Raw genomic sequence first — 12,001 nt, forward strand, 5'->3', positions numbered from 1 at the left:
CGACCCGGGAGGATACCGTTATTCCCATGCAGTTCTATGCCACGACTCCGCGCCACGATCTCACCTACTCGGACGTCTTCCTGGTGCCGTCGCGCTCGGACGTGACCAGCCGTCTCGACGTCTCGCTCGCGCCGGAGGACGGCACCGGCGCGACCATCCCGATCGTGTCGGCGAACATGAACTCGGTGACGGGAAAGCGGCTGGCCGCCACCCTCGCCCGGCGCGGCGGCCTGGGGGTCCTCCCCCAGGACATGCACCTGCAGGATCTCGACGAGGCGATCCGCTGGGTCAAGGCGCAGCCGGTCGCCTTCGACACGCCCTATCCGGCCCTGCCGCACGAGACGGTCGCCGACGTGCTCCGCCGGGTGCCGCCGGTGGAGGGGCACGGCGTCGTGGTGAGCGACGACGACGGCCGCTACCTCGGCTGCCTCGCCGCAGTGCAGCTCGGGTCGGCGCTGCCCGACGCGCGCATCGGCGACCTGCTGCACGGCGCGCTGACCTCGCTGGACGCCGAGGACCTCCCCGACGGCCGCGCCGCATTCGACGTGATGGAGGCCGCCGGACTGTCGTTCGCGCCCGTGCTCGACCACGGCCGCGTCGTCGGCACGCTGAGCCGCACCAGCGCCCTGCGTTCGACGATCTACACGCCGGCGCTCGATGCGCACGGCCGGCTGCGCGTCGCGGCCGCCGTCGGCATCAACGGCGACGTGGCGGCCAAGGCCAAGGCGCTCGCAGCCGCGGGCGTCGACGTGCTGGTGATCGACACCGCCCACGGCGACCAGGACGGCATGCGCCGAGCCATCCACACGGTCAAGGGTCTGGGGCTCGGGCTTCCGATCGTCGCGGGCAACGTGGTGACGGAGCAGGCGGTGCGCGACCTGGTCGCCGCGGGCGCCGACATCCTCAAGGTCGGCGTCGGACCCGGCGCGATGTGCACGACCCGGATGATGACCGCGGTCGGCCGCCCGCAGTTCTCGGCCGTGCTGGAGACCAGCGCGACGGCACGGGAACTCGGCGCCCACGTGTGGGCGGACGGCGGCGTGCGGTACCCCCGCGACGTCGCGCTCGCGCTCGCCGCCGGGGGCGCCTCTGTGATGATCGGCTCGTGGTTCGCCGGCACGATCGAGGCGCCGGGCGTCCTCGTCTCCGACGAGCGCGGGGCGCTCTACAAGGAGAGCTGGGGGATGGCATCCACCAAGGCGGTGAAGGGCAGGTTCGAGCGGCTCGACGCGTTCGAGCAGGCCCGCAAGACGCTGTTCGCCGAGGGCATCTCGAGCTCGCGCATCTACCTCGACCCGCTGCGCCCGTCGGTCGAGGACCTGCTCGACATGATCACGACCGGCCTGCGCAGCTCGTTCACCTACGCGGGCTCCCGCACCGTCGCCGAGTTCCACGACCGCGCCCTGGTCGGCATCCAGTCCGCCGCCGGCTACGAGGAAGGCAAGGCCCTCCCCGTCAGCTGGTAGGCGAGAATCGCTTCCTCACTTCTTCCCGCGACACGCCGAACGAAGCGGGAGAAAGTGAGGAAGCGACGGTTGAGGTGCCGCTCAGGAGCCGTTGCCGGAACCGGAACCGGAGCCGGACCCGCTGCCGGACTGGCCGCCGAAGCCGTTGCCGCTGCCTGACTGGCCGCCGAAGCCGTTGCCGTTGCCACCGAACTGACGCGGCGTGAAGTTCTGGCCGGTGCCGAAGCCGGAACGGCCCGAGCCGTCGACCGCATGAGCGGTGAAGTAGCCGGCGAAGAAGACGATCACGAGCACGGCGGCCGCTCCGACCGCGAGCGCCGTGTTCTGCGCCCAGGAGGGCCAGCGGTGCAGGACGTTCGGGTTCGACGTCCGGGCCGACGCGGAGGGAGCGGCCGGTACGGCGGGTGCGGGCTGATAGGCGGGCTGCGCGTATCCGGGAGCCGGCTGCTGCGGCTGGTACTGCGGCGCCGGCTGCCAGGGCTGGCCGGGGTTCGGGGCGGTGGCGCTCATGGGCGGTTCCTCTCGGTGGGCTTCAGCCGCGAGGATGCCGCCGGCCGCTTCGGGCGTCCTGTGGCGAATCGATGCGCGGGCTGGGAATCGCTCGTCCGACGGCGGGAGTCCGAGGATTTCCGCGGGCTGCGCCGCTATACTGACTCGCGAAATGGACGACCCTCCTTCTGCCAGCCCATTCCATCCGTTGAGTCCCCCCGAGCGGGGTGATGGTCATGCTCTCTGAGTGGATCATGCTGGGGTTCGGGCTCCTGCTCACCATCGGCACCGGGCTCTTCGTGGCCAGCGAGTTCGCCCTGGTGAATCTCGACAGGGGCGACCTGGAGGCCAGGCGTGCGCGCGGCGAGAGCCGGCTGACCATGACGATCGCCGCCCTGAAAATCACCTCCACGCACCTCTCCAGCGCCCAGCTCGGCATCACGTTGACGACCCTGCTCACGGGTTACACGATGGAGCCGGCCATCAGCTCGCTGCTGCGCGGTCCGCTCACGTCGCTCGGTCTGCCCGCGCCCGCGGTGGTGCCGATCGCGTCCGTCGTCGCGATCGCCGTGGCGACCCTCCTGTCGATGATCCTCGGCGAGCTCGTGCCCAAGAACTTCGCGCTGGCGCTCCCGCTGGCGACGGCCAAGCTGGTGATCCCGTTCCAGACGGTGTTCACGACCGTGTTCCGCCCGTTCGTCTTCGTCCTCAACGGCACGGCGAACGGGTTCCTCCGGATGCTCGGCATCGAGCCGAAGGAGGAGTTGTCGGCGGCGCGCACGGCCGACGAGCTCTCCTCGCTGGTCCGCCGGTCGGCGAGTGCCGGCGTGCTCGAAGCGGACACGGCGACGCTGCTGAGCCGCACTCTCGCCTTCTCGTCACGCACCGCCTCCGATGTGATGACCCCGCGACCCCGGGTGGAGGCGGTCAAGCGGACCGACCCGGCGCAGACCGTGATCGGCCTGGCGCGCAGCACGGGCTACTCCCGGTTCCCCGTCGTCGACGAGGACGTCGATGACGTCGTCGGCTTCGTGCACGTCAAGCAGGCCGTGGCGGTTCCGCGGCAGCGTCGTGACCGCGTCCCGGTCTCCGCGCTGCAGACCGAGGCGCTGCGCGTGCCGGAGACCATGAGCCTCGACACGCTGCTCGGCGAGCTGCGCGGGCGCGGCTACCAGATGGCCGTCGTCGTCGACGAGTACGGCGGCACCTCCGGCATCGCCACGCTGGAAGACCTCGTGGAGGAGATCGTGGGCGAGGTCGCCGACGAGCACGACCGCACGCGCGCCGGCGTGGTGCGCGGGCGCGACTCCATCACTTTCCCCGGCATCCTGCGACCGGACGAGCTGTTGGAGCAGGCCGGCGTGACCGTCCCGGAGGACGGCCCGTACGAGACCGTGGCCGGCTTCGTCATGAACGAGCTCGGGCGCCTCCCGAAGGTCGGCGACGAGGTCCCGATCGACGGCGGCACCCTCCGCGTCGAACGGCTCGAGGGTCGCAGGGTCGACCGGATCCGCTACACGCCCGACCCGGAAGAGCCCGCGGCGGGAGGTGTCTCATGAGCGACTGGGCAGGCATCGCCTGGTTGGTGGTGCTCCTCCTCGTGAACGCCTTCTTCGTCGGGGCCGAGTTCGCGGTCATCTCCGCGCGCCGTTCGCAGATCGAGCCGCTCGCTGAGCGCGGCAAGCGCAGTGCCAAGACGGCGCTGTACGCGATGGAGCACGCGACATTGATGCTCGCGACGACGCAGCTGGGTATCACCGTCTGCTCGCTGCTGATCCTGAACGTGTCCGAGCCGGCGATCCACCACCTGCTGGAGGTCCCGCTCGCGGCGACCGGCTGGTCGGAGGACGTGATCGGTACGGTCGCGTTCGTCATCGCCCTGGTCGTGGTGTCGTTTCTGCACGTCGTCTTCGGCGAGATGGTGCCGAAGAACATCTCCTTCTCGATGCCGGATCGGGCCGCGCTCCTCCTCGCGCCCCCGCTGGTCGGCGTCGGGCGGGCGGTCCGGCCGATCATCGTCGCCCTGAACGCGACCGCGAACGGCGTGCTGCGCCTGTTCGGGGTGGAGCCGAAGGACGAGGCCGCGAGCACCTTCACCCTCGACGAGGTCGCGACCATCGTGAACCAGTCGACGAGGGAGGGCGTGCTGACCGACCGCAACGGCGCGCTCACCGCGGCGTTCGAGTTCACCGCGAAGAAGGTGCGCGACGCGATGGTGAAGCCGGAGACGCTCGTCTCGCTGCCGCCCGCGCCGACGCCGGCCGACGTCGAGAAGGCCGTGGCGAAGCACGGCTTCTCGCGGTACGTCGTGCCGGACGCCGACGGCGAGCCGACCGGCTACCTGCACCTCAAGGACGTGCTCGACCTGGAGGAGACCGGGTTCGACCTCCCGGTGCCCGCCAAGCGGGTGCGTCGCCTGGTGACCGTGTTCGTCGACAGCGACCTGGAGGACGCCCTGGCGAGCATGCGCCGCACGGGGAGCCACCTGGCGCGTGCGGTGGACGGTGAGGGCGCGACCGCGGGAGTGCTGTTCCTCGAAGACATCATCGAGGAGCTCGTCGGGGAGGTTCAGGACGCCACCCGGCGTCGCTGAGCGCACCTGTCCTGGGTTACCCGCCCAGGCCGAGGAACTCGCGCAGCGAGCCCGTGCGGTCCCACGCTGTGCCGTCGACGACGACGGTCGGGGTCGAGAACCCCTTCTTCCCGTTCAGCGTCGTCAGCGCTCGGGGATCGGAGGCGACCCGACCGGTCTGCTCGGCCACCCATCCGGAGAAGGTCGATTCACGGATGCAGGAGTCGACGGAGTCCTCCTGAATGCCCTCGCTGTGCAGCACGCCGAGGATCTCGTCCGTCGACAGACCGGGTCCGCCCTCCTCGGCTTGGTGAGCGAACATCGCCGCCTGTGCGGAGAGAAAGCGATCGGGAGCACGGTCGGCGAAACACGCCGCCGCGTTCGCCGCCCTGGTCGAATAGTCGGTCGTGAACTGGTGGTCGAGGATGGCGACGGGGAAGATCTCGAGCGTCGCTTTCCCCGCCGCGACCTGCCGGATCACACCATCGGAGTACTGGGATTCGAAGTCCTTGCAGGCCGGGCACGTCCAGTCGATGAAGGTCTGGATGTGCGTCCGCTCGTCGCCGACCTCCCACGAGGCTATCGTGGGATCCTCGCCGGGTCGGAGTGCGGCCGACGGTGTGACCCTCACCTCGCCGTCGATCCCGGTGAGGATGATCGAGCCGGACGCCATATTGCGCGGCCCGGCAGTCGCGGTTCCTTTCGGCCACAGCGCCACTGCCGCGAAGACGGCGCCGACCACGACGATCACGGCGAGACTGGCGATGAGCGGAAGGAGAGGTCTGTGTCGCTGCTTCACATGTGAAATGTAGCGTATTGAACGGGGTGTCCGCTGTGCGGGGTGGACCGAGTGGTCCAGGGGGCGGCGCGGCTCGCCGAGGAGTACCATGCCGCGCGGAAAGAAGAGGAGGAATTCTCATGTTGTCGTCGAGCAAGACGTACTCCGTCCTTCCTGCTTCGGACCTGTCGCGCGCCACGGCGTGGTTCCGCGACAAGCTCGAACTCGAGCCGGAGGACCTGACCGAGCAGGGGGCCAGATACCGCACCGGCGGGGACTCCTGGATCTACATCTACGAGACCGCCAACGCCGGCACCGCCCAGAACACCGCGATGTGCTGGGTGGTGGACGACATCGAGGCCGAGATGGCGCACCTGCGCGGCAGGGGCGTCGTCTTCGCGGACTACGACTTCCCCGGTCTGAAGACCGAGAACGGAGTCGCGACCGACGACCAGGGCAAGTCTGCCTGGTTCCAGGACAGCGAAGGCAACTACCTCTGCCTGACGCAGCCGAACGCGCCGATGTGAGCCACGGGCGGCGCCGCCCTCACGATCGCCAGCGGGCCCGCAGATACTGCGGCGGCCAGTAGTCGATCGTGACACCGAGCTCATGCGCGGCCCGCAACGGGAAATGCGGGTCGCGCAGGAGTTCGCGCGCCAGCATCACGGCGTCGGCGCTGCCATTCTCGACGATCTCGGCCGCCTGCTGCGGGGTCGTGATCAGGCCGACGGCGCTCACGTCCACCTCGGCGGAGCTGCGCACGTGCTCGGCGAAGGGCACCTGATACCCGGGCTGCACGGGGATGCGCACACCCGTCTGGATGCCGCCGGACGAGATGTCGAAGAAGTCGGCCCCGGCCTCCTGCGCCCACGCGGCCACGGTGGCGGTCTGCTGCTCGTCCCAGCCGCCCGGCGTCCAGTCGCTGCCGGAGAAGCGCACGAACAGCGGCACGTCGTCGCCGACCGCGTCGCGCACCGCCGAAACGACCCGCAGCAGCAGGCGCGCCCGGTTCTCGAGCGATCCGCCGTACTCGTCGGTGCGGTGGTTGGCGATGGGGGAGAGGAACTGGTGCAGCAGATAGCCGTGCGCGGCGTGCAGCTCGACGATGCGGAATCCCGCGCCGACCGCGCGGCGTGCCGCAGAACCGAAGTCGTCGACGATCGCGTCGATGCCGGCGAGGTCGAGCTCGACCGGCACCGCGAGGTCGCCGAACGCGACGGCCGACGGCGCCACGCTCGCCCAGCCGCCCTCCTCGATCGGCACGGTGCCGGTGCGGTCCTCGAATCCCCAGGCGGGCCAGCTGGAGGCCTTGCGGCCCGCGTGCCCGAGCTGGATGCCGGGGATCGCGCCCTGTTCGGCGACGAACGCGACGATCGGCCGCCAGGCCTCCGCCTGCTCGTCCGTCCAGATGCCGGTGTCGCGCGGCGAGATCCTGCCCTCGGCGTTCACCGCCGTAGCCTCGGTGAACACGATGCCGCTGCCTCCGGCCGCCAGCGAGCCGAGGTGCACGAGCTGCCAGGTCTGGGGCACGCCCGACTCGTCGAGCACGGAGTACTGGCACATCGGCGACGTCCAGATGCGGTTGCGGACGGTGACACCGCGCAGGGTGATCGGGTCGAAGAGGGAGGTCATATGAGTGCTAAGCCGCCAGGCCTTCCAGATATGCCCGGAGGTCGGCGGCCGACGTGTAGAGGTGCCCGGCGATCCCCAGGGCCTCCGCGCCCTCCACGTTCTCCGCCTTGTTGTCGATGAAGACGGTCTGCTCCGGCGTCACGCCGAGTTCGGCCATGACGTGCTCGAAGATCTCGGCGCTGGGCTTCACCGTGCCCAGCTCGCCGCTGACGAACACCTGCTCGAACAGATCGCCGAGGGTGCCGTGCCGGAAATAGGACCCGAAGTCGCGCCCGGCGTTCGAGAGCAGGGCGAGGCGCGTGCCTCCCGCCTTGAGGTCGAGGAGGACCTGCAGCGTGTCGTGGTCGATGGTCAGCCAGCTGCGGAAATCGGCGAGCCACAACCGGTGGATGGTCGCGTCCTCCCAGCTCTCGCCGAGCTCGCGCTCAATGCCGCGCCAGTACTGCTGGATCGTCAGCGTTCCCTGGTCGAGCGCGTTGCGGTGCCGCCAGTAGGCCGGCCAGAACTGATCGGCGTCGCCGCCGGCGATCTCCGTCAGAGCCGTGCGGTCCGCCTCGCTCGGAGTGACCGAGATGACCTCGCCGTAGTCGAAGACGACCACCGTTCCGGGGATGGAGATGCTCATCCCTTGAATCTATCGTGGGCGGGGGAGGTGCGAGTGGACGACAATCGCGACCGGCAGGAACCGACTCCGTGGGAGGCAGACGACGCCCGCGGGTGGATCGCCGTGCCGACGGAAGACGACGACAAGTACTCGCGCGGCGTGCTCGGCATGGTCACGGGCTCTGCCCGCTACCCCGGCGCCGCGGTGCTGGGCGCCGAGGCGGCCGCGCGCACCGGCGTGGGGATGATCCGCTACCTCGGTGCGCAGCACGCAGCGCAGGAGGTGCTGCGCCGCCGCCCCGAGATCGTCACGGCGCCCGGCCGGGTGCAGGCCTGGCTCCTCGGTTCGGGGATGTCGGCGGACGACCGCAGCGACGACGACGCCCGCCGGCTGGGCGCCGCCCTCGACGACGGCGTGCCGCTCGTGATCGACGCGGGAGCGCTCGACCTGGTGAGCCGCGCCACCGTGCCGGTCGTCATCACCCCGCACTATCGCGAGCTGGCCGTGGCCCTCGCGGCGGCGGGCGGAGACGCGCCGACCCCCGACGCGGAGGAGATCCGCGCCGATCCGGGCGGCTGGGCCGAACGCGCCGCAGCGGCACTCGGCGTCACCGTGCTGCTCAAGGGCCACACGACCCATGTCGTCGCCCCCGGCCGCCCCCGCATCACCGTCACAGCCGGTCCGGCCTGGCTCGCGACAGCCGGCAGCGGCGACGTGCTCGGCGGCGTGCTCGGGGCGCTGGTCGCCACCCACGCCGCCGCAGTGGCCGAGCACGGTCACGACGCGCTGGCGGCGCTCGCCGCGACCGCGGCCTGGGTGCACGGCCGGGCGGGCGAGAGCGCAGCGCAGGGCGGCCCCGTCGTCGCCCTCGACGTGGCGGAGGCCCTTCCCGCCGTGCTGCGGCGGCTGCTCGCCGCAAACTGAGCGACCTCGCACGCGGCGGGGCGTCGGCCGCACTTCGGGTTCGGGTACGTCCCCTAGGATGAGGCCCCATGGGGATAGACGCCGGGGGAGCGAGCGCCACGAACAGCGAATCGGGTGCGGCCTCCGGAATCGGTGCATCCGCCGGAGTCCGGGGCTCGGCGCGCGTGGTCGCCCGACCCGACGGCGAGCGATCCATCGCGGGTCTCGCCCCCGGAACCACCCTCAGCCGTCTGGCCTCCAGCCCGCTGAGCCTGTGGATCGGATTCCTGGTCGTGCACCTGGTCATCGCCGGGCTGGCGCTCACCTGGGGCAAGGGCCTCGGCGACGTGATGTGGGTCTACAAGCCGTGGGCGCAGCTGGCCGCGCAGGGCACCGAGATCGTCGGCGTGAACGCGGACTGGGTCTACCCGTTCGCCGCGATCGTGCCGGTGATGCTGCCTCTGCTGTTCGGTGCAGACAACTACGTCGGCGGCTGGCTGACGATGGTCATGCTGCTGAACGCCGCCGCCTTCGCGGTCCTCATCGTCGGTCGGGAGCCGCGCCGCCTCGTCGCCGGCTGGTTCTGGCTGGCGTTCCTGCTGCTGCTCGGCCCGATCGCCGTCGGCCGGCTCGACTCGGTCTCTGCTGCGCTCGCCATCGTCGGGGTTCTCTGGCTGACCCTCCACGAGCGCGCGGCCGTCGTCGTGCTGACGGTCGCGACCTGGATCAAAGTGTGGCCGGCCGCCATCCTCCTCGCCGCGGTGATCGCGCTGAAGTCGCGCTGGCGGATCGTGGCGACCGCGGCCATCACGAGCGCGATCATCGTCGCCGTTCCGCTGATCTTCGGCGCGGGCCTCCACGTGCTCAGCTTCATCACGATGCAGACCGGGCGCGGCATCCAGATCGAGGCGCCCGTGGCCACGTTCTGGATGTGGCAGGCCGCGTTCCACGCGCCGGGGGCGGTGGTCTACTACGACCGCGACCTGCTCACGTTCCAGGTCACCGGCGAGGGCACGGTCGCGGCCGGCGCGCTGATGAACCCGCTGTTCGGTCTCACGGCCATCGTGGTCGCCCTGATCGGCATCCGCTCCCTGCGGCGGGGAACCCCCTACACGCGCATCCTGCCGGAGCTCTCGCTGGCGCTGGTGACAGCGTTCATCGCGTTCAACAAGGTCGGCTCGCCGCAGTACATCACCTGGCTCGCCGCCCCGGTCATCATCGGCCTGGTCTACCAGGGTCGCGGGTTCAAGACGCCCGCCGTGCTCGTCCTCGTCACCGCGACGCTCACCCAGGTGATCTACCCCTACCTCTACGACGGACTCCTCATCCCGCTGCCGATCATGGTGGCGGTGCTGACGGTGCGCAACGTCATGTATTTCGTCATCCTCGGCTGGACGATCGGCGCCCTCTGGCGCAAGCGGCACGCGGCCGAGGCCGCGGGCGACCTGCTGCCCGCGCACGCCTGGCCGTTCCGCGCGGCGCCCGACGCGCACCCGGTGCCGGTGCGGGAGGCCGGCTGAGGGGTCGCGCCGCGCGGCGACGCTCCTAGACTGGCAGTGCGCCCGCGCCACGCCGGGTGCCGCACGAAGGAGGACACATGCTGGTCGCATTCTCGGTCGCGCCGAGCGGGGGCGAAGGGCCGGACGCGTCCGTGCACGACGCTGTCGCGGCGGCCGTGCGCATCGTCCGGGAGTCCGGCCTCCCGAACCGCACCTCGTCGATGTTCACGGAGATCGAGGGCGACTGGGACGAGGTGTTCGACGTGATCCGCCGGGCCACGGAGGCCGTCGGCGCCTACGGTTCGCGGGTCTCGCTCGTGCTGAAGGCCGACATCCGGCCGGGATACACCGGCGAGATCGAGGGCAAGGTCGAGCGGCTGGAGGCTGCGCTGGAGCGAGGCGAGGGCGAATAGTGGACCCGGTCGCCTTCACGATCGGCTACTACGTGCTGGCGTACGGGTGGCCGATCTACCTGCCGGTGCTCGTGCTGATCGCCGGGACGTTGTTCGGCGCGGTGCTCTTCGCCGTCGTCGGGGCGATCCGCACCGGTTTCCGCCGTCCTGATCCTGCCGCCGATGACGTCGACGTCGCCGAGTTCTTCGAGGCCGAGTCCCGCTGACCCTCCTGCCTGACGCCGAGGGGCACGTTGTTGTCCCTTTCGGCGCCCGAAAGGGACAACAACGTGCCCCTCGGGTGCGTCAGTCGATCGGGACCGGGTCGGGGCGCTGTGCGTGCACCACTCCGGTGTCGACGCCGCGGCGGGTGCGCGAGCGGTCGATCCCGAACGACACGAGCGCGAGCGCGATGCCCGCGACGGCCAGGACGATGCCGACGAGGATCGGCGAGAGGTAGCCGAAGCCGGCCGCGATCGTGAGGCCGCCGAGGAAGGCGCCGGACGCGTTCGCGATGTTGAGCGCCGAGTGGTTGAGGGCCGCGGCGATCGACTGGCTGTCGTGCGCGACATCCATCAGCCGTGTCTGGATCATCGGCGAGAGCGCAGACGCGGCTGCGGCGATGACGAAGATCGAGATGAGCAGGCCGGCCAGGCTCCACGCGGTGAAGAACAGGGCGGCGAGGCCCGCGAGCATCAGGCCGAAGAACAGCAGCATCCCGCGCTCGACGCTGCGGTCGGCCTGACGTCCGCCGAGGATGTTGCCGACGGTCATGCCGACGCCGACCAGGATCAGCACGAGCGGCACCGCGGAGGCCGAGAGACCCGTGACCGTGGTCACCATCGGCGCGACGTAGGTGTAGACGGCGAAGAATCCGCCGAAGCCGATCGCGCCGATGAGCAGAGCAAGCCAGACCTGCAGTCGGGTGAAGGCCCGCAGTTCGTTGCGCAGCGTGGCCGCCGGGTTCCCCGCCTGCCACGGCACCAGCAGCGCCACGGCGGCGAAGGTCAGTGCGAAGATCGCCGCGACGACCAGGTAGGCGATGCGCCAGCCGTGGGTCTGCCCGATCCAGGTGATGAACGGGACGCCGATCACGTTGGCGATCGTCAGACCGGAGAGCACGAACGCGACGCCCTGCCCGCGCTTGCCCGGCCCCATCAGCGATGCGGCGACGAGGGAGGCGATGCCGAAGTAGGCGCCGTGCGGCAGCGCCGAGACGAACCGTGCGACCAGCACCAGTGGGAAGGTGGGCGCGAGCGCGGACGCGACCGTCCCGAGCGTGAACGCCACCAGCAGCCAGAGCAGCAGCTTCTTGCGCGGCCAGCGCGCGGCGACCGCCGCGATGGTCGGCGCCCCGACGACGACGCCGAGCGCATACGCCGAGATGATCCAGCCCGCCTGCGCGTTCGCCTCGGTGGGGGAGGCCGCGTACAGCTGGGGCAGCAGGTCGTGGGCGATGTTCGGCAGCAGGCCCATGGCGACGAACTCCGTGGAGCCGATGCCGAAACCGCCGAGGGCGAGGGCGAGCAGCGCAAGACGAGTACGGGCCGACGACAGCTGCGTCGGCCCGTCGATAACCGGGTTCACCTGGTCAGTCTATCGAATCGTTTCGAGTGTGACGTTTCAAGGAGGTGAACAGCGGGCCTGCCGACCGCGCGCCCCGCTT

General features: G+C 70.7%; 13 protein-coding genes. 8 read left to right on the forward strand and 5 right to left on the reverse strand.

What is annotated here, in order from left to right:
• Window positions 1-26: 26 nt before the first annotated feature.
• Window positions 27-1,466 carry a GuaB1 family IMP dehydrogenase-related protein gene (locus tag JNB50_RS00180; RefSeq protein WP_208038100.1) on the forward strand — a complete coding sequence of 480 codons (1,440 nt, stop codon included), beginning with the start codon at window positions 27-29 and terminating at the stop codon, window positions 1,464-1,466.
• Window positions 1,467-1,547: 81 nt separating this feature from the next.
• On the opposite strand, the gene JNB50_RS00185 is transcribed toward JNB50_RS00180, so the two are convergent.
• Complete coding sequence (locus JNB50_RS00185) at window positions 1,548-1,976, reverse strand: hypothetical protein (RefSeq protein ID WP_208038101.1); 429 nt, start codon at window positions 1,974-1,976, stop codon at window positions 1,548-1,550.
• A 215-nt stretch (window positions 1,977-2,191) separates the two neighbouring features.
• Here JNB50_RS00185 and JNB50_RS00190 point away from each other — a divergent pair, with 215 nt between their 5' ends.
• On the forward strand, window positions 2,192-3,514 hold the full coding sequence (locus JNB50_RS00190) for a hemolysin family protein (RefSeq protein WP_243767845.1): 1,323 nt from the start codon (window positions 2,192-2,194) through the stop codon (window positions 3,512-3,514).
• Complete coding sequence (locus JNB50_RS00195; RefSeq protein WP_208038102.1) at window positions 3,511-4,548, forward strand: hemolysin family protein; 1,038 nt, start codon at window positions 3,511-3,513, stop codon at window positions 4,546-4,548. The genes JNB50_RS00190 and JNB50_RS00195 overlap by 4 nt, the downstream gene beginning before the upstream one ends.
• Before the next feature lie 16 nt (window positions 4,549-4,564).
• On the opposite strand, the gene JNB50_RS00200 is transcribed toward JNB50_RS00195, so the two are convergent.
• Window positions 4,565-5,326, reverse strand: a complete 762-nt coding sequence (locus JNB50_RS00200; protein WP_208038103.1) for a thioredoxin domain-containing protein — start codon at window positions 5,324-5,326, stop codon at window positions 4,565-4,567.
• 119 nt (window positions 5,327-5,445) lie between these two features.
• On the opposite strand from JNB50_RS00200, the gene JNB50_RS00205 reads away from it, so the two are divergent.
• On the forward strand, window positions 5,446-5,832 hold the full coding sequence (locus JNB50_RS00205) for a VOC family protein (RefSeq protein WP_208038104.1): 387 nt from the start codon (window positions 5,446-5,448) through the stop codon (window positions 5,830-5,832).
• A gap of 19 nt (window positions 5,833-5,851) precedes the next feature.
• On the opposite strand, the gene JNB50_RS00210 is transcribed toward JNB50_RS00205, so the two are convergent.
• Window positions 5,852-6,937 carry an NADH:flavin oxidoreductase/NADH oxidase gene (locus JNB50_RS00210; protein WP_208038105.1) on the reverse strand — a complete coding sequence of 362 codons (1,086 nt, stop codon included), beginning with the start codon at window positions 6,935-6,937 and terminating at the stop codon, window positions 5,852-5,854.
• Window positions 6,938-6,944: 7 nt separating this feature from the next.
• Complete coding sequence (locus tag JNB50_RS00215; protein ID WP_208038106.1) at window positions 6,945-7,562, reverse strand: HAD family phosphatase; 618 nt, start codon at window positions 7,560-7,562, stop codon at window positions 6,945-6,947.
• A gap of 33 nt (window positions 7,563-7,595) precedes the next feature.
• Here JNB50_RS00215 and JNB50_RS00220 point away from each other — a divergent pair, with 33 nt between their 5' ends.
• The 4 genes from JNB50_RS00220 to JNB50_RS00235 all read left to right on the forward strand — a co-directional run bounded on the left by JNB50_RS00220 (window position 7,596) and on the right by JNB50_RS00235 (window position 10,562).
• Complete coding sequence (locus JNB50_RS00220; protein WP_374222229.1) at window positions 7,596-8,465, forward strand: NAD(P)H-hydrate dehydratase; 870 nt, start codon at window positions 7,596-7,598, stop codon at window positions 8,463-8,465.
• Window positions 8,466-8,533: 68 nt separating this feature from the next.
• Window positions 8,534-9,964 (forward strand): hypothetical protein, encoded by a 1,431-nt coding sequence (locus JNB50_RS00225; protein ID WP_243767846.1) that lies wholly within the window; start codon window positions 8,534-8,536, stop codon window positions 9,962-9,964.
• Window positions 9,965-10,041: 77 nt separating this feature from the next.
• Window positions 10,042-10,356: a thiamine-binding protein gene (locus tag JNB50_RS00230; protein WP_208038107.1), complete on the forward strand. Its 315-nt coding sequence runs from the start codon at window positions 10,042-10,044 to the stop codon at window positions 10,354-10,356.
• Window positions 10,356-10,562: a hypothetical protein gene (locus tag JNB50_RS00235; RefSeq protein WP_208038108.1), complete on the forward strand. Its 207-nt coding sequence runs from the start codon at window positions 10,356-10,358 to the stop codon at window positions 10,560-10,562. Before JNB50_RS00230 ends, JNB50_RS00235 begins: the two co-directional genes overlap by 1 nt.
• 79 nt (window positions 10,563-10,641) lie before the next feature.
• On the opposite strand, the gene JNB50_RS00240 is transcribed toward JNB50_RS00235, so the two are convergent.
• Window positions 10,642-11,922: an MFS transporter gene (locus tag JNB50_RS00240; protein ID WP_208038109.1), complete on the reverse strand. Its 1,281-nt coding sequence runs from the start codon at window positions 11,920-11,922 to the stop codon at window positions 10,642-10,644.
• Between the last annotated feature and the right edge of the window lie 79 nt (window positions 11,923-12,001).

The sequence above is a fragment of the Leifsonia sp. TF02-11 genome, from assembly GCF_017565305.1.
Lineage (GTDB): Bacteria > Actinomycetota > Actinomycetes > Actinomycetales > Microbacteriaceae > Leifsonia.